This window comes from Leifsonia xyli subsp. cynodontis (assembly GCF_050632205.1).
GTDB lineage: Bacteria > Actinomycetota > Actinomycetes > Actinomycetales > Microbacteriaceae > Leifsonia > Leifsonia xyli_D.
Window position 1 is genome coordinate 2,700,293 of record NZ_CP192578.1, and the last position, 15,593, is coordinate 2,715,885.

Annotated in this window: 18 protein-coding genes; 12 read left to right on the plus strand and 6 right to left on the minus strand. The window is 71.6% G+C overall.

Annotation, left to right across the window (positions count from 1 at the left end):
- The first annotated feature begins 11 nt into the window (after positions 1 to 11).
- The 6 genes from ACQ86M_RS13365 (at position 12) to ACQ86M_RS13390 (ending at position 4,988) form a co-directional block, all read left to right on the plus strand.
- Positions 12 to 698: a TetR/AcrR family transcriptional regulator gene (locus tag ACQ86M_RS13365; RefSeq protein ID WP_431245819.1), complete on the plus strand. Its 687-nt coding sequence runs from the start codon at positions 12 to 14 to the stop codon at positions 696 to 698.
- On the plus strand, positions 695 to 1,438 hold the full coding sequence (locus ACQ86M_RS13370) for a hypothetical protein (RefSeq protein WP_431245820.1): 744 nt from the start codon (positions 695 to 697) through the stop codon (positions 1,436 to 1,438). The genes ACQ86M_RS13365 and ACQ86M_RS13370 overlap by 4 nt, the downstream gene beginning before the upstream one ends.
- A complete protein-coding gene (locus ACQ86M_RS13375) occupies positions 1,435 to 3,372 on the plus strand; it encodes a YhgE/Pip family protein (protein WP_431245821.1) in 1,938 nt (645 codons plus the stop codon). The genes ACQ86M_RS13370 and ACQ86M_RS13375 overlap by 4 nt, the downstream gene beginning before the upstream one ends.
- A 79-nt stretch (positions 3,373 to 3,451) precedes the next feature.
- Positions 3,452 to 3,616: a hypothetical protein gene (locus tag ACQ86M_RS13380; RefSeq protein WP_431219154.1), complete on the plus strand. Its 165-nt coding sequence runs from the start codon at positions 3,452 to 3,454 to the stop codon at positions 3,614 to 3,616.
- Positions 3,617 to 3,747: 131 nt separating this feature from the next.
- Positions 3,748 to 4,587, plus strand: coding sequence for a metallophosphoesterase (locus ACQ86M_RS13385; RefSeq protein WP_431245822.1), 840 nt, complete (start codon positions 3,748 to 3,750; stop codon positions 4,585 to 4,587).
- Positions 4,584 to 4,988, plus strand: coding sequence for a DUF3052 family protein (locus ACQ86M_RS13390; RefSeq protein WP_431245823.1), 405 nt, complete (start codon positions 4,584 to 4,586; stop codon positions 4,986 to 4,988). Before ACQ86M_RS13385 ends, ACQ86M_RS13390 begins: the two co-directional genes overlap by 4 nt.
- 13 nt (positions 4,989 to 5,001) lie before the next feature.
- On the opposite strand, the gene ACQ86M_RS13395 is transcribed toward ACQ86M_RS13390, so the two are convergent.
- Entirely contained in the window at positions 5,002 to 5,637 is a 636-nt protein-coding gene (locus ACQ86M_RS13395; RefSeq protein WP_431245824.1) for a TrmH family RNA methyltransferase, read from the minus strand.
- Positions 5,638 to 5,733: 96 nt separating this feature from the next.
- Between ACQ86M_RS13395 and ACQ86M_RS13400 the strand changes: the two genes are divergently transcribed.
- Both ACQ86M_RS13400 and ACQ86M_RS13405 read left to right on the plus strand, forming a co-directional pair.
- On the plus strand, positions 5,734 to 6,531 hold the full coding sequence (locus ACQ86M_RS13400) for an HAD-IIA family hydrolase (RefSeq protein WP_431219158.1): 798 nt from the start codon (positions 5,734 to 5,736) through the stop codon (positions 6,529 to 6,531).
- Between the two features lie 24 nt (positions 6,532 to 6,555).
- Positions 6,556 to 7,104, plus strand: coding sequence for a DUF4303 domain-containing protein (locus ACQ86M_RS13405; RefSeq protein WP_431245825.1), 549 nt, complete (start codon positions 6,556 to 6,558; stop codon positions 7,102 to 7,104).
- A 7-nt stretch (positions 7,105 to 7,111) separates the two neighbouring features.
- On the opposite strand, the gene ACQ86M_RS13410 is transcribed toward ACQ86M_RS13405, so the two are convergent.
- A complete protein-coding gene (locus tag ACQ86M_RS13410; RefSeq protein ID WP_431245826.1) occupies positions 7,112 to 9,340 on the minus strand; it encodes a hypothetical protein in 2,229 nt (742 codons plus the stop codon).
- Positions 9,340 to 9,888 carry an orotate phosphoribosyltransferase gene (gene pyrE / locus ACQ86M_RS13415; protein ID WP_064110095.1) on the minus strand — a complete coding sequence of 183 codons (549 nt, stop codon included), beginning with the start codon at positions 9,886 to 9,888 and terminating at the stop codon, positions 9,340 to 9,342. Before pyrE ends, ACQ86M_RS13410 begins: the two co-directional genes overlap by 1 nt.
- Positions 9,889 to 10,005: 117 nt before the next feature.
- Here pyrE and ACQ86M_RS13420 point away from each other — a divergent pair, with 117 nt between their 5' ends.
- The 3 genes from ACQ86M_RS13420 to ACQ86M_RS13430 all read left to right on the plus strand — a co-directional run bounded on the left by ACQ86M_RS13420 (position 10,006) and on the right by ACQ86M_RS13430 (position 11,856).
- Positions 10,006 to 10,854: an exodeoxyribonuclease III gene (locus ACQ86M_RS13420; protein WP_431245827.1), complete on the plus strand. Its 849-nt coding sequence runs from the start codon at positions 10,006 to 10,008 to the stop codon at positions 10,852 to 10,854.
- A 15-nt stretch (positions 10,855 to 10,869) separates the two neighbouring features.
- Positions 10,870 to 11,277: a hypothetical protein gene (locus ACQ86M_RS13425; protein ID WP_431245828.1), complete on the plus strand. Its 408-nt coding sequence runs from the start codon at positions 10,870 to 10,872 to the stop codon at positions 11,275 to 11,277.
- A gap of 111 nt (positions 11,278 to 11,388) precedes the next feature.
- Positions 11,389 to 11,856: an SRPBCC family protein gene (locus ACQ86M_RS13430; RefSeq protein ID WP_431245829.1), complete on the plus strand. Its 468-nt coding sequence runs from the start codon at positions 11,389 to 11,391 to the stop codon at positions 11,854 to 11,856.
- Positions 11,857 to 11,918: 62 nt separating this feature from the next.
- Here ACQ86M_RS13430 and ACQ86M_RS13435 read toward each other — a convergent pair whose 3' ends face one another.
- Complete coding sequence (locus ACQ86M_RS13435) at positions 11,919 to 12,758, minus strand: SDR family oxidoreductase (RefSeq protein WP_431245830.1); 840 nt, start codon at positions 12,756 to 12,758, stop codon at positions 11,919 to 11,921.
- 95 nt (positions 12,759 to 12,853) lie between these two features.
- Between ACQ86M_RS13435 and ACQ86M_RS13440 the strand changes: the two genes are divergently transcribed.
- Positions 12,854 to 13,093 (plus strand): hypothetical protein, encoded by a 240-nt coding sequence (locus ACQ86M_RS13440; protein ID WP_431245831.1) that lies wholly within the window; start codon positions 12,854 to 12,856, stop codon positions 13,091 to 13,093.
- A 3-nt stretch (positions 13,094 to 13,096) separates the two neighbouring features.
- Here the strand turns inward: ACQ86M_RS13440 and ACQ86M_RS13445 are convergent, their stop codons facing one another.
- Both ACQ86M_RS13445 and ACQ86M_RS13450 read right to left on the minus strand, forming a co-directional pair.
- Complete coding sequence (locus ACQ86M_RS13445) at positions 13,097 to 14,518, minus strand: APC family permease (RefSeq protein ID WP_431245832.1); 1,422 nt, start codon at positions 14,516 to 14,518, stop codon at positions 13,097 to 13,099.
- Positions 14,519 to 14,593: 75 nt separating this feature from the next.
- Positions 14,594 to 15,490 carry an SDR family NAD(P)-dependent oxidoreductase gene (locus tag ACQ86M_RS13450; RefSeq protein WP_431219168.1) on the minus strand — a complete coding sequence of 299 codons (897 nt, stop codon included), beginning with the start codon at positions 15,488 to 15,490 and terminating at the stop codon, positions 14,594 to 14,596.
- Positions 15,491 to 15,593 lie beyond the last annotated feature (103 nt).

Consider the following 15,593-nt stretch of genomic DNA (forward strand, 5'->3'; position numbering starts at 1 on the left):
ACACTGGACGCATGCCCACTTCGACCACCCGCGCACCGCGCCGCGACGCCACCGCGAACCGCGAGGCGATCCTCGCTGCGGCCGCCGTCGCCCTGAACGAGGACATCGACGCCTCTCTCGAGAGCATCGCCGCGCGCGCCGGTCTCAGCCGTCGCGCCGTCTACGGCCACTTCGCCACGCGTGACGAGCTCCTCGTCGAAGTCTTCACGCGCGGCGCTCGACGGCTCGCGGCGCTGCTCGACCCGGTGTCGCATCCCGACCCCCTGGTCGAGATCGCCCTCTTCGGCGCGACGCTGTGGGCCGAAGTCGAGCACGTCCGGGTGAGCGCGGCCCTGGCCGTGCGCGGTCCGCACCGCCAGCTGGTGGGCACCGCGCTCGACCCGGCGCGCGAGCGCCTGCGCGATACGGTGCGGCGCGGGATGGAGTCCGGCCGCATCCGGACCGACCTCGACCGCGAGACGGTCACCCGGCTCATCGAGAACGCGGCCGTGTCGGTGCTCGACGAGGCCACCCGCGCCGGGCTGACGCCCGAGGCCGGCCACCGGCTGGTCATGCTGGCGGGGCTCGGAGCCGCGGGGATGGGATGGCGCGAGGCCGGAGAGCTGATCGCATTCACCCCCGAGCTGGCGTTCGGCACGGGAGCCGGCACCCGTGACGGCGCGCCCGTCGGCGGCGCGGACGAGGGGAGCCGTCGATGAAGGTCGTCCTCGACCAGGTGGCCAAGGGAGCGGCCCTGCCGGCGACCTCCGCCGCCTTCGAGAGCGGGCGCGCCTCCCTCGCGCGCGCCGAGACCGAGCAGCGGCCGACCGTGCTCGGGCTGATCGCGTCCGGGCGGATGCGGCCCGACGACGGCAGCGTCACCCTCGACGGCACGACCGACTACGGCGCGATGCGCCGACGGATCGCCCTCATCGACGCGCCCGACGTCTCGGAGCCCACCGCCGACGTGACCGTCTCGGGCATCGTGGCCGAGGAGCTCATGTTCGCCGGCCGGGCCTCGCATCCCCTCGCGGTCAGCCGGATGCTGCGCGAGCTGAACGCGTCCGAATGGGCGCGATACGCGATCGGCACCGTGCCGCCGACCGTCCGCATCCGCCTGCTCGCCGAGCTGGCGCTGCTGCGGAAGGGCGTGGACGGTCTCGTGCTCGTGTCGCCCGACCGCCACGGCGGCGACCCCGTCGAGTGGTGGCGGCTCGCCCGAGAGCTCGCAGGTCGCGGCATCGCGGTGCTCGTCGTGGCGGGGGACGCCTCCGCCGCGGCCATCGCCGCCGCCTCCCTGGTTTCGCGCATGGACGAGACCGGACCCCAGACCTTCGACGAAGACCCCGGCCGGGATGACACCGACGATCTCCCGGACCTGATCGTCACCGACCCCTACGTCACCGACCCCTACGTCACCGACCCCTACGTCACCGACCCCACCGAGGATGGCGCATGAAGATCCCGCAGATGATCGCGGCGGAGTTCCGCCGCCTGACCGCCAGCCCCATGTCCATCGTGGCGCTCATCGCCCTGATGTGCGTTCCGGTGCTCTACGGCGGCCTGTACCTGTGGGCGAACCAGAACCCGTACGCCAACCTCGACCGCATCCCTGCCGCCATCGTCGTCGACGACACCGGCGCGACGGTCGACGGTTCGCCGGTGAACTACGGCGACGACGTGGCGGAGCAGCTGGTGAAGGACGGTTCGTTCCAGTGGCACCGCGTCGCCTCGGGCTCCGCGGCGCGCGGCGTCGACGACTCCAAGTACGACTTCAGCATCACCTTCCCGAAGGACTTCTCCTCCGCGCTGGCGTCCGCCTCCGGCACCTCCCCGCACCGCGCGATCGTGACGCTGACCACGAACGACACGAACAGCTACCTCGCCTCCACCATCGGCACCCAGGCAGCGGAGAAGATCCGCACCTCCATCGTCAAACAGGTGAACGAGCAGGCGGCGAAGCAGTTCCTCATCGGGCTCGCCGACATCCGCTCGAACCTGGTGACCGCCGTCGACGGCGCGAACAAGCTCGTCGACGGGAGCGCGTCCGCCCAGTCGGGCGCCGCCCAGCTCGCGGACGGAACGGCGCAGCTTGCCTCCGGTTCACAGGAGCTCGCGGGCAAGCTGGGCGAGCTGGCATCCGGATCGCAGCAGCTGTCGAGCAAGCTCGGCGAGCTCGCCTCCGGTGCGCAGCAGGTCAGCGACGGCGCCGCCCAGGTGGCGGCCGGCAACCGTCAGCTGGCGGCACAGGCCGACCAGGCCTCCGCGGCCGCGCAGCAGATCGCCACGGCCGCGCCGGCCGCACAGCAGGACCTTCTGAACCGGCTCACCGCCGCCGGGGCGACGCCCGGGCAGCTCGCGCAGGTGAAGGCGGTGCTCGGCGACCTCGACACCAAGGCCCAGGCGGCGAACGGGCGGATCCAGGGGGCGGTCGGCCAGATCCACCAGCTGTCGTCGGGCGCGGACCAGGTCGCGAGCGGCGCCTCCCAGGTCGCGGACGGGTCGCAGCAAGCCGCGGCCGGCGCGTCGCAGGTCGCGAACGGGTCGCAGCAGGCCGCGGCCGGGGCGTCGCAGCTGGCGTCCGGCGCCTCCTCCGCCGCGACCGGCGCCGCACAGCTTCGGGATGGGCTCACCACCCTGCACGACGGAACCGTTCAGCTGCGCGACGGCCTCAAGTCGGGCGTGGACCGCATCCCGGACAACTCCCCCGCACTGCAGAAGAAGCAGGCGTCGACCATCGCCGACCCGGTGAACCTGAAGAACGACTCGATCACCTCGGCGGGCACGTACGGCGCCGGCCTCGCGCCCTTCTTCGTGGCGCTCGCGGCGTGGATCGGCATCTACGCGCTGTTCCTCATCGTGAAGCCCGTCTCGCGCCGCGCGATCACGGCACTGCATTCGCCGATCAAGATCACGCTCGCGGGCTGGCTCACGCCGGGCCTGCTGGGTGCCATCCAGATGATCGGGCTGTTCGCGATCGTCGCCGGTGCGCTCGGCTTCCGCATCGACGATCCGCTCGGGATGTTCGGGATGATGGGACTGGCGTCCGTCACCTTCGCCGCGATCATCCTCACCCTGAACGTCTGGCTCGGCAGCGTCGGGCAGTTCCTCGGCCTCGTGCTCATGGTGCTGCAGCTGGTGACCGCGGGCGGGACGTTCCCGTGGCAGACGCTGCCCGGGCCGCTCGCCGCGCTGCACCATGCGCTGCCCATGTCGTACGCCGTTGACGGCATCCGCCAGCTCATGTACGGCGGCAACCCCGCGACGGCGTGGGCGGATGCGGGAGTGCTCGCCCTGTGGATGCTGATCGCGCTGCTCCTCGCCGCGATCGGCGTCACCCGGATGACGCACTTCCGCACCCTGCGCGACCTGCGGCCCTCGCTGATCGGATAGCGCGGGGCACCCCTGGTGGGCGGGCACCCGCTGGCGATAGTGTGACGCCCACCAGCACCGATCGACAGGAGGACGGACCATGGCCGATCTCGAGGTCCAGGCGGCTCTCGCGCAGGCGCGACAGGCGGCGAGTGCCGCGAGCTACGACATCCAGAAGCTCCCCGAGGATTCGATCGAGCGCCAGGCGCTGCACAACCTGATCACCGCGGTCGACTCCCTCATCGAGGCGCTCGACACCGAGTGACGCCGCCGCGAGTGGCGACATCTGGTCACCACTCGGCCGGGATTCGAGCCACGAGTCACCACTCGTCGCCGCGGACGCCCGCCCGCCGCGGCGACGGCGGGAGCGACGGTGGCCGGCGCTAGGGTGGCGGCGTGACCGATACGCTGCGCATCCTGCACCTCTCCGACACGCACCTGTACGGCGACGGACGGCTGCACTACGGCATCGTCGACACGCTGGCCGGGCTCGACCGCGTGCTGGCCCGGGCGGGCAGCCTGGCCGAGGTGGATGTGGTGGTCGCCAGCGGCGACCTCTCCGACGACGGCACGGCCGCTTCGTACCGCCGGCTCAAGGCGACCCTCGACCCCTGGGCGGAGCAGCGCGGGGCCCGGGTGGTCTACGCGATGGGCAACCACGACCTCGCCGACGGCTTCCAGGAGGTGCTCGGCGCGCCCGAGACCGTGACGGAGATCCGCGGTTTCCGCGTCGTCACCGTCGACACCAGCGTGCCGGGCGCCGGCTACGGCCGGGTGTCGGATGCGCAGCTCGAGCGCCTGCGCGAGGTGCTGTCCCAGCCTGCCGAGCACGGCACCGTCGTCGCGCTGCACCATCCTCCGGTCCCGCCGAGCACTGTGCTGTTCGAGCCGCTGCGGCTGGTCGACCCGGAGCCGCTGCTCGACGTGTGCAGCGCGGGGGATGTGCGGCTCATCCTGGCAGGGCACTTCCACCACGGGCTGGTGACCGAGGCCGGTCCTGGGGGCATCCCGGTCGTCGTGGCGCCTGCCGTCGCGAACACGACCGACGTGCTGTGGCCGCCTCCGCGCGAGCGGGCCGTGCGCGGCGCGGGCTTCGCCTGGGTGCGGCTCCCCGCCGACGGACCGGCGCGCGCCGAGCTGGTGACGGCGCCCGCGCCCGACGACGGTGCCACGGTGTACGACCTGGATGCGGCCGCAATCCGGCGGATCGCCGACGATGCGGGGTGGCGCGGATGAGCCCCGACTCCGGCTACTCCGGCACCCCGCTCTGGAAGAAACTGGGCCTCAAGCCCGGGATGCGCGCGCAGGTGCTCCACGCCGACGCCGGGTGGCGCATCCCGCTCGACGACGGTCCGGAGGTGGAGTGGACCGACGCTGGGCCGGCGGGCTGCATCCTGGCGTTCTACCGGTCGGCCGACGCGTTCCTCGCGGAGCTCGACGACCTGGGCGAGCGCATCCGCCCCGACGGGATGCTGTGGGCGGCATGGCCGCGGAAGGCGGCCGGGCACGTGAGCGACCTGAACGAGAACGTCATCCGCGATGCGGCCCTCTTACGCGGCCTCGTCGACGTGAAGGTCGCCGCCGTCGACACCGACTGGTCCGGCCTCAAGCTCGTCTGGCGGCGCACGAACCGCTGACCCAGCGCTGCCCTCAGCCGAAGGGGACGTGCTGTGTGATCCAGGTGTGCATGGCGATCGCCGCCGCAGCCGACGCGTTGATCGACCGCGTGGAGCCGAACTGGGCGATCTCGACCACCGCATCCGCCGCCTCCAGCGCCGCCGCCGACAGCCCGGGTCCCTCCTGCCCGAACAGCAGCACGCACTCCCGCGGGAGCGCGAAGGTCTCGATCCCGACCGATCCGGGGACGTTGTCGATCGCGATCACCGGCAGTCCCTCGCCGCGCGCCCACGCCACGAACCCGTCGACGTCGTCGTGGTGCACGACGTGCTGGTAGCGGTCGGTCACCATGGCGCCCCGCTTGTTCCAGCGGCGGCGGCCGATGATGTGGACGGTGTCGGCGGCGAAAGCGTTCGCGCTGCGCACGATCGACCCGATGTTCATGTCGTGCTGCCAGTTCTCGATGGCCACGTGGAACGGGTGCCGGTGTTCGTCGAGATCGGCGACGATCGCCTCCATGCTCCAGTACCGGTAGCGGTCGATCACGTTGCGGGTGTCGCCGTGCCGGAGCAGTTCGGCGTCGTAGCGCGGGTCGTCCGGCCAGTCGCCCGGCCAGGGTCCGACGCCGTTCGTGGTCAGCTCGTGCGTCGGGTTCGGCGTCTCGTCCACGCCTCCAGCGTATCCACCGGGCGCGCCGGGCCCTCACCGCTGCACGGCCCCGGCCCCTAAGCTGGACGCATCCGATTCCCGGCGAAAGGAGTCCGCGTGACGCGTCGCGACGAGATCGAGTGCTGGCTCACCGACATGGACGGCGTTCTCGTGCACGAGAACCAGGCGCTCCCCGGGGCGTCGGACCTCATCCAGCAGTGGCGCGACCAGGGAACGCCGTTCCTGGTGCTGACGAACAACTCGATCTTCACCCCGCGCGACCTGGCGGCGCGCCTGCGCACCTCCGGGCTGGATGTGCCCGAGGAGTCGATCTGGACGTCTGCCCTCGCCACCGCGGACTTCCTCAAGTCGCAGATGCCCGGCGGCAGCGCCTACGTCATCGGCGAGGCGGGGCTCACGACCGCGCTGCACGAGGCCGGCTTCATCATGACCGACACGAACCCGGACTACGTGGTCGTCGGCGAGACGCGCAGCTACTCCTTCGACGCGATCACCAAGGCGATCCGCCTGATCGGCAAGGGCGCGCGCTTCATCTCCACGAACCCCGACCCGACGGGCCCGAGCGCCGAAGGCCCGCTGCCGGCGACGGGAGCGGTCACCGCCCTGATCACCAAGGCCACCGGCCGCGACCCGTACGTGGTCGGCAAGCCGAACCCGATGATGTTCCGCTCGGCGATGAACCGCATCGGCGCGCACTCCGAGAACACGGCGATGATCGGCGACCGGATGGACACGGATGTCGTTGCGGGCATCGAGGCCGGTCTTCACACCATCCTCGTGCTCACCGGCATCAGCGACCGCGCCGAGATCGAGCGGTACCCGTTCCGCCCGGACGAGGTGCTGAGCGGCGTGGACCAGCTGCTCGCGCGGGAGCCGCTCGAGACCGAGCTCTGAGGCCGCGCGGCCGGGGGATGGACGATGGACGACTTCGCGCACATCCGATCGGCGATCGCCGGCGCCGCGCGCACCGCGTGGACCGCGTTGCGCGAGGAGCATCCCGCTGACGACTTCTACTACTTCGGGCTGTGGACGTCGCCGGTGGCGCACCGGCCTGCCCCCACGGCGTGCTCGGAGCAGGGGCTGCTGCGCGCCGTCGAGGAGCACCGTGCCGACGGCGTCGGGGTGGATGCGGACGCGCTCCGGTGGGCCGTCAACGCGTCGCCGTACGACCTCTTCGGCGACGAAGCCTTCGCCGAGCTCGAGCCGCTCTTCGAACGGGTGGGCGACCCGTACGACCGTTCCCGGGAGGAGAACGAGTCGCTGTTCGAGGCGATGGTCGGCGCGCTCGCGGACCTCGATGCGGAGGGCTTCTTCGGCACCGGAGCGCGGCGCGACACGGTCGTCGTGAACGTCACGATGCCCGCGCACGAGCGACCGCGCGACGCGATCGAGTCGGCGCGGCGGCTGAACCCGCCGAGCGCGCTGGTGCGCTACGAGGCGGACGCCCTGTCGGCGCGGGACGAGTAGCCGCGGTTCAGGACGGACCGGGACCGGCGACCGACGAGGTCAGCGGCTGCCCGCTGGAGCGGTTCGCGAAGCAGTAGTACGACCGCTGGCCGTCCTTCCACTGCTGCTCGGTCGCCGGATACGAGCCGATGACCTGCAGGTCGGGGTAAGCGCCCGCGGCGGCGAGGTCGACGATGCCGCCGGCCGTGCACACCCCGGGCATCTGCTGGGCCAGCGCATCCGCACCGGGGTAGGGCGCGGCCGGGTCGGCGGAGAGCACGTTCGTGTACAGCAGCTGGGCGGTGTGCGGCGCGGCGCAGTCCACCACGGTGAACTCCTCGGCCCAGACGGAGGTGAAGGGCTGAATGCACTCCCCGCCGCCGAGCGCATCCCACGGGTGGACGCCCGGGCCGACGGCCGCGGCGGGCTTCGGCGTCACCGTGGGGACGGGGGCGGGCGTCGGGCTCGCGGACGCCTTCGCCGCGGTCGCGGTGGGCACGGTCGTCGGCTGCGGTGCGGGCTTCTGCCCGCCGACGAGCGAGGGGATGCGCGTGCCGAGCGCGAACAGGCCGATCAGCACCAGCACGACGGCGAGGGCGCTGAGGGCCAGCAACAGGATGCGGTTGTTGCGGTTTCCCCAGAGGCCCGAGCCGCCCGTGCCCTGCGGCGGCACAGGCCCGGCGGGTGCGGCCGGCACTGCGGGTGCGGCGGATGCGGCGGGTGCGGCGGGTGCCGGGGCTGCCGTCGCGGTCACCGGTGGGAGCTCAGCCGTGGGCGCGGGAACCGCGGCGGCGCCGGTAGCCAGCGGGGTGAAGACGGGCGGTGCGGTGCGGCCGTACCGATCGAGTGTCTCGGAGTCCTCTGCAGCGGTCGGAGGCAGGGAGAAGGCCACGGTCGCGGGCAGCTGCGGGCCCTCGAGGTCGGCCGCAGGCTCCGGCTCGGGGCGGAAGCGGTCATCCTCGGCCTCGGCCTCGTCCTCGGGCTCGGGCTCGTGGACTTCCTGCTCCTCGCCGACGTCTCCGAAGAGCGCGGCCAGGCCGTCCGCCTCGTGCTCGTCCGTCTCACCCGGCTCGGCGTCCGCCGGTGCGGCGTCGAACGGCTCGGGAGACGACGCGGCCGCGATGCTCTCCGCGTCGATGGGGCTCGTCGCCGGCGACGGCACGGCGCCGAGGGCCAGTTCGGCCTCGGCGGCCGGGATGGCGGGCTGCGAGGGCAGCACGACCTCCGGCTCCTCGCGTCCCGCTCGCAGCAGTGCCGCGATCTCGGCGGCGTCCAGCGCCTGCGTCGGGGTGTCGGTGGTCGGTTCGACCAGAGCCTCCGCATCCACCGGCGGGAGCACCGGCGGGGCCGGCTCACGGGTGCTCGGCGCCTCGAACGCCGAGGTCGACGGGTTCAGGGCTGAGGGGACGATGGGGATGACGCTCGTGGTGTCGCCGATGACCGACCGGCCGGACGGAGCGCTGGGCTCCGGCTCGCCGAGGCCGAGCAGCGCGGCGAACCCGTGGCTCTGCTCGGGCTCGGGCGGGGCGGCGGGCAACGGGTCGAAGATCGTGCGCGGCGGCTCCGGCTCGGCGGGCGCCTCGGGTTCGGGCGCCGGGATGACCCAGGAGGCGGGCGAGGGCGCGATCGGCTCCGGTTCCGGTTCCGGTTCCGGTTCGGGGGCGGCCTCCACAGAGGAATGCTCGACGGGCACGGGCACGGGCACGGGCGCCGGTGCAGGCGCCGGAGTCTCATCCACAGCCGCGGCAGGCGCGACAGGCTCCGCCACCGGCCGCGGCACGCTCTCCTGCGGCTGCTCCAGCTCCGGCTGCGGCTCCGGCTCGGGCGCCGCCTCGGGCACGAGCGGATCTCCGCCTGCCCCGGGAGTCAGATTCCACGAGAACGAGACCGGGAACTCCGACGCCGGCTGCACCTCGGCCGGCGTCTCGTCCTCGACCTTCAGCAGGTCGTCGAACGCCCCGGCATCACTGCCCGCATGCGGCTGCGCGGGAACTGCTGCAGGCTCGGCCGCAGGCGGTTCCGCACGGACGGGCTCAATCACCACGGGCTCCGGGGCCGCCGGCTCAGCGGCCGGAGGCGCCGGCGGCTCCTCCGCGACGGGGGCGACGGGCGCCGCCGGCTCCGCCGACCGCTCGATCCGCCGGCCGCCGGTCAACTGCTGGAGCAGCCAGTCCGAGCTGCCGAACTCGGGCTCCGCCGGAGCGTCGTCGTCCGGGCGTTCGTCGTCCCCGGCGCCCCTCCCGCGCTCGCCGGACACTACGCCAGCCCCAGGTCCTTCAGGCCGATGGCGGCGAAGTACGGGTAGCCCGCGCCCTCGATGACCTCGCGCGCACCGGTGTCGCGGTCGACGACCACGGCGACCGCGGCGATCTCGGCGCCCACCTTCTTCAGCGCCTCGATGGCCTTCAGCGGCGAGCCGCCGGTCGTGGACGTGTCCTCCAGCACGATGACGCGCTTGCCGGCCAGATCCGGGCCCTCGACCTGCTTGCCGCGGCCGTGGTCCTTGGGCTCCTTGCGCACGACGAAGGCGTCGTACGCCAGGCCCTGCGCTGCACCCTGATGCAGGATGGCCGCGGCGACCGGGTCGGCGCCCATCGTCATGCCGCCGACCGCCACGACGTCGGGGACGTCGCGGATGAGGTCGATCATGACCTGCCCGATGAGCGGTGCGACGCGGTGGTCGAGGCTGACCTTGCGCAGATCGACGTAGTAGCTGGCCTTCTTGCCGCTGGTCAGCGTGAAGTCGCCGTGGAAGACCGCCTCGGCGGCGATGTAGTCGATGAGCTGCTGTCGTGCGTCGGTCACATCCCTGATTCTAGAGGGGAACGCCGGACCGACCGGGAGTTCTCCACAGCCCCTTGACACTCCACAGAACGATGGCTCGGCTCGGGCGACGTCGGCGGCGGCCGATACGATCGGGGCATGCGCGTCGCCACCTGGAATGTCAACTCGATCCGCACCCGCGTGACCCGGGTCGTCGACTGGATGGTGCGCGAAGACGTGGATGTGCTCGCCATGCAGGAGATCAAGTGCAAGCCCGAGCAGTTCCCCTTCGCCGCGTTCGAGGCCGCCGGCTACGAGGTCGTGCTGCACGGTCTCAACCAGTGGAACGGCGTGGCGATCGCGAGCCGGCTGCCGATCCAGGATGTCGAGGTCGGCTTCCCCGACATGCCGGGCTTCCTCAAAGACCACGACGGCCCCGACCTGCCGAAGGAGGCGCGAGCGATCGGCGCGACGGTCGACGGTCTCCGCCTGTGGAGCCTGTACGTGCCGAACGGACGCTCCCTCGCCGACCCGCACTACATCTACAAGCTCGACTGGCTCGCTGCGCTGGCGGCCGACACCCACCGCTGGCTGACCGACGACCCGCAGCTGCAGCTCGCGCTGATGGGCGACTGGAACGTCGCCCCGCTCGACTCCGACGTCGGCGACCCGAGCCTCGTGCCCGGGCTGTCGACGCACATCTCGCCGCCCGAGCGCACGGCGTTCGCTGCCTTCGAGAAGGCGGGGCTGACCGACGTCGTGCGGCCCCTCGTGCCCGACGGCTACACCTACTGGGACTACAAGCAGCTCCGGTTCCCGCGCAACGAGGGCCTCCGCATCGACTTCATCCTCGGCTCGCGCGCGTTCGCCGACCGCGTCGTCAGCGCGAGCATCCACCGCAACGAGCGCAAGGGCGACGCGCCCAGCGACCACGTTCCGGTGCTCGTCGAGCTCTCGTCCGACGCCCCGGCGGAGGACGACGACGACCGCCCGATGATCTTCGGCTGACAGGAGAGCCCGCTCATGGTCACGACTCCGCCACCGGGCTATCCGGCGGCGCCTGCGCCGGCCGGCGCTGCAACCGCCCGGCGCCCGGTGATCGTCTGGGACCTCGTCACCTCGATCGTGCTGCTCGTCGTCGGCGTGGTGGTGGCCGCCGTCCTGACGTTCGCCGCCTTCTTCCTCGTCTTCGCCAGCGACCCGTGCGGCTCGGGCACCGCCTGCGACACCGGGCGGATGGGGATCGGCTTCTTCATCGCGCTGATCGGCCCCGCGGCCGTCACGCTGATCGCGGTGATCGTCGCGATCGTGCTGCTCGTTCTGCGCCGGATCAGCTTCTGGGTGCCGATCGTGGGCATCCTGCTCGCCCTTGGAGTCTGGGCGGGCGGAGCGGCGCTCGTGATCTCGGGCGTGCCCGGCGCGACCTTCTGAGGAGGCCGCCCGGCACGTTCCACGATCCGCCTGGGAAATCCAGGCCCTTACTCCATCCCGACCACGGCCTACCGTCGGGCTCGACAAGAGATGACGACGAAAGGAGCCGATATGGCTGCAGTGACCCAGTCCATCGACGTGAACGTACCCGTGACTACCGCGTACAACCAGTGGACCCAGTTCGAGTCCTTCCCGCACTTCCTCGACGAGGTCGAGGAGATCACCCAGGTCGATGACACCACCAACCACTGGCGCGTGAAGATCGGCGGCGCGGAGCGTCAGTTCGACACCGTCATCACCGAGCAGCTCCCCGACGAGCGCGTGGCGTGGAAGTCGGTCGCCGGCGACACGGAGCACGCGGGGGTCGTCACGTTCCACCGCCTCTCGGACGCCGAGACCAAGGTCACGGTTCAGCTCGAGTGGGCGCCGTCGGACGCCCTCGAGAAGATCGGCTCGGTGTTCGGCCTCGACGACCACGCCGTGAAGAAGGACCTCGAGAACTTCAAGAAGTTCATCGAGTCCGAGGGCATCGAGACCGGCGCCTGGCGCGGCGAGGTGGACCGCGGCGAGACGGTCTGATCCGTCCCCCTCATACGACGACGGCCCCGGTGCATCGCACCGGGGCCGCTGTCGTGCGCGGGTCAGAGGATGGGGCGACCGCCCGTTACCGCGACGCGCGCACCCGAGATGTACGAGCCGTCGTCGCTGGCGAGCAGCACGTAGACGGGCGCCAGCTCGGCGGGCTGACCGGCCCGGCCGAGCGGGGTGTCGCTGCCGAACTGCGTCACCTTCTCGTTCGGCATGGTCGAGGGGATCAGCGGCGTCCAGATCGGTCCCGGCGCGACGCTGTTCGCCCGAATACCCTTTTCGCCGAGCAGCTGCGCCAGCGACGCGGTCATATTGGCGATGGCCGCCTTGGTCGCCGCGTACGGCAGGAGGGTGGGCGACGGCATGTCCGAGTTCACCGACGACGAGCCGATGATGCTCGCTCCCGGCTTCAGGTGCGGAACGGCCGCCTTGGTCAGGTGGAAGAACGCCGAGATGTTCGTGGCGATCGTGTGGTCCCACTCCTCGTCCGGGATCTCCTCCAGCGACTCGCGGGTCATCTGGTAGGCCGCGTTGCTGACGAGCACATCCAGGCCGCCGAGCTCCTCGACGGTCCGAGCGACCAGGTCGCGGCAGTGCTGCGGGTCTGAGACGTCGCCGCGCAGCAGGAGCGCCTTCCGGCCGGCCTCCCGGACCCATTTGGCGGTGTCCTCCGCGTCGTCGTCCTCGTCGAGGTACGAGATGGCGACGTCCGCGCCCTCGCGTGCGTACGCGATCGCCACCGCCTTGCCGATGCCGCTGTCCCCGCCGGTGATGAGGGCAACTTTGCCGGTCAGCTTGCCGCTGCCGACGTAGCTCTTCTCGCCGTGGTCCGGCCGCGGGTTCATCGCCTCGGTCTCGCCGGGCGGCTGCTGCTGTTGCTCAGGAAAAGACATCCATAGCCTCCATTCGTGTGCCTCCCACGCAACACCCGGCGGCCGCGCTGGTCAGGGGCTTAAGCGCGCCGGGTTCTGCGCGTACCGTCCTCGCAATGAACGCCACACCGGACGAACCCGACGGCCACCAGAGCGACGCCGCCCAGACGGCGAAGGACCGCTCGTACAGCCCGTCGAGCGAGCGCGAGACCGAGGCGAAGCAGGAGGACTCGACGGGCGCCAACGTGCGCCCGGGCACGGGCGGCCCCGACGACGTCGGTGACGTGCCGGTCCCGCCGGAGGACGACCTGGACCCGGCGACGATCGTACGGCGCGGCGACCCGGGCCACGAATAGGCGCTACTCCACCGACTCCGTCCGCTCCCCGCGCCGCTTGGCCGCGGCCGCGTAGACGCGCTCGACGACCCAGAGCAGGATGCCGATCGCGAGCAGCCCGAGCGCGATGCCGTACTGGCCCGCCGGGCGCCCCGACGTCCACGGGAAGACCAGGTAGAGGCACGTGATCGCGCCGATGATGGGCAGCGCTGCCGGCGAGCGGAAGTGCTTGTGGTCGACCGGCTGACGGCGCAGCACGAGCACGGCGACGTTCACCACCGCGAAGACGGCGAGCAGGAGGAGGGAGGTGGTGCCTCCGAGCAGCGCCACGATCGAACCCTTCGGGTCGAGCGACACGTAGGTGATGAGCCCGACGGCGAGCGCGGAGGTGAACAGGATGGCCGTCCACGGCGTGCGGCGCTTGGGCGAGACCTTGGCGAGGAACGGCGGCAGCACCTTCTGGCGGCTCATGCCGTAGAGCAGGCGACTGGCCATCATCATGTTGATCAGGGCCGTGTTGGCGACGGCGAACATGGAGATGAACGGCAGCAGGTCGTTGATCGGGAAGCCGGGCGCAGCCGCCTCCACCGCGGTCACCAGCGGCGTCTCGCTGCCGGCGAGCTGGCCGATCGGCACGAGCGCCACCACGGTGATCGAGACGAGCACGTAGATGACCGCCGCGATCCCGAGGCCGCTGAGCATCATCTTCGGGAAGATGCGGCTCGGATCCTTCGTCTCCTCGGCCATGTTGACCGAGTCCTCGAACCCGACCATCGCGAAGAACGCCAGGGACGTCGCGGTGCTCACCGCGAGCAGGACGCCCTTGTCCTCGGGCGTCTCGAAGGCGACGACCCGTGACCAGTCGGCGTTGCCGCCGGCGATCGCCCACATCCCGATGAAGATGACGAGCAGCAGACCCGACAGCTCGACGAGGGTGAGGACGACGTTCAGCCACACGCTCTCGGTGACGCCGCGCAGGTTGACCAGCATGATCAGCACGATGAACGCGAGGGCGATCAGCAGGGTCGTCAGGTTGTCGTCCGGGATGCCGAACCCGATCGTCAGGTTCACCGCGAACGCGCGGGAGGCGGTGGACGCCGACGTGATGCCCGACGTCATGACGATGAAGCACACGATGAACGTGAAGAAGTGGATGCCGAACGCCTTGTGCGTGTACAGCGCGGCGCCTGCGGCCTGCGGGTACTTGGTGACGAGTTCGAGGTACGAGAACGCGGTCACCGTCGCTACGGCGAAGGCGAGCAGGAACGGCAGCCAGGCCGCGCCGCCGACCTCCGCCGCCACCTGCCCCGTGAGCGCGTAGACCCCGGTGCCCAGGATGTCGCCGACGATGAAGAGGAGCAGCAGCCCCGGGCCGAGGGCCCGCTTCAGCTCCGGCTGCTCGGGCTCCACGGTCTTGACCACCTGGGTCCATGACGGATCGCTCACGGTCGGCTCCCCTCGACGATGCGTTCGGGAAGCCACTGTATGTGAGTTCTCACAGAAACGGGAGCCCTCGGGCGGCTATTGCCGCCCGGTGAAGTCCTCCATCGAGTCGTAGACGCCGAACACCCGGCCGGCCACCACATCCCACGCCCGGGTCGGCAGGATGCCGCGCAGCGTCTTCGCCAGACCGACAGTCCACGGCAGCATCAGCATCGGCTTGCCGGCCAGCATCGCGCGCCAGACCCGGTCGATGACGTACTCCGGCGTCATCACCGGGGTCAGGAGCGGGCCGCGCGCGCCCGCGAACATGCCGGTGTCGATATAGCTCGGGGCGACGGTCGTCACCTTGACGTGCCCGTAGCCCTCCTGCACGAGCTCGAGGCGCAGGCTGTCGCTCCAGCCGATGACGGCCCACTTGCTGGCGGCGTAGACGCTCATCCGCGGGTTCGACAGCGTTCCGGCGGCCGAGGCGATGTTGACGATCCGCGCCTCCCGGGGGCTCTGCTGCATGCCCGGGAGGAACTCGCGCGTCACGTACATCGGCGCGAGGGCGTTCACCTGCATCGTCGCGCGGGTGTCCTCGCCGTTGTCGTGCTCCCAGAAGTACTTGCCGCGCACGATCCCCGCGTTGTTGATCAGCACGTCGATCCCGCCGACCTCCTTGCGGACGGCCTGCGCGCTCTGCGCGATCGCGCCCAGCTCGGAGAGGTCCACGACGTAGGGCAGCACGCTCGTGGCCGGCCGCCCGGCGGCGGAGCTCGGCGACCCCTCGGGCGCACCCCACGCGGCGGCCGTGCGCCCCGCGAGCACCTCCCGCCGCAGCCGGTGCGTGAGCTCCATCAGGGCAGCCTCGTCGCGGTCCCACAGCACCACGGCGCGCGCGCCCTCCAGCACCGCCCGCTCTGCGTACAGCCGCCCCATCCCGGAGGCCGCACCGGTGATGAGCACGCGTGCGCCGCGGACCGTTCTCGCCATGCCCCCCATTCTCGCAGGCGACGGGCCCCGCGCCCCCACCTTCGCCGAGTGGAGACATCATGCGGCGAGTCGACGCGGATTCGGGCCACTTCTCACCACTCGG

Coding starts and splice junctions, on each gene's coding strand:
- ACQ86M_RS13405 (WP_431245825.1), top strand. CDS start 6,556: ATGGACGACTTCGCGCACATCCGATCGGCGATCGCCGGCGCCGCGCGC.
- ACQ86M_RS13370 (WP_431245820.1), top strand. CDS start 695: ATGAAGGTCGTCCTCGACCAGGTGGCCAAGGGAGCGGCCCTGCCGGCG.
- ACQ86M_RS13375 (WP_431245821.1), top strand. CDS start 1,435: ATGAAGATCCCGCAGATGATCGCGGCGGAGTTCCGCCGCCTGACCGCC.
- ACQ86M_RS13380 (WP_431219154.1), top strand. CDS start 3,452: ATGGCCGATCTCGAGGTCCAGGCGGCTCTCGCGCAGGCGCGACAGGCG.
- ACQ86M_RS13440 (WP_431245831.1), top strand. CDS start 12,854: ATGAACGCCACACCGGACGAACCCGACGGCCACCAGAGCGACGCCGCC.
- ACQ86M_RS13435 (WP_431245830.1), bottom strand. CDS start 12,758: ATGTCTTTTCCTGAGCAACAGCAGCAGCCGCCCGGCGAGACCGAGGCG.
- ACQ86M_RS13390 (WP_431245823.1), top strand. CDS start 4,584: ATGAGCCCCGACTCCGGCTACTCCGGCACCCCGCTCTGGAAGAAACTG.
- ACQ86M_RS13430 (WP_431245829.1), top strand. CDS start 11,389: ATGGCTGCAGTGACCCAGTCCATCGACGTGAACGTACCCGTGACTACC.
- ACQ86M_RS13450 (WP_431219168.1), bottom strand. CDS start 15,490: ATGGCGAGAACGGTCCGCGGCGCACGCGTGCTCATCACCGGTGCGGCC.
- ACQ86M_RS13365 (WP_431245819.1), top strand. CDS start 12: ATGCCCACTTCGACCACCCGCGCACCGCGCCGCGACGCCACCGCGAAC.
- ACQ86M_RS13425 (WP_431245828.1), top strand. CDS start 10,870: ATGGTCACGACTCCGCCACCGGGCTATCCGGCGGCGCCTGCGCCGGCC.
- ACQ86M_RS13420 (WP_431245827.1), top strand. CDS start 10,006: ATGCGCGTCGCCACCTGGAATGTCAACTCGATCCGCACCCGCGTGACC.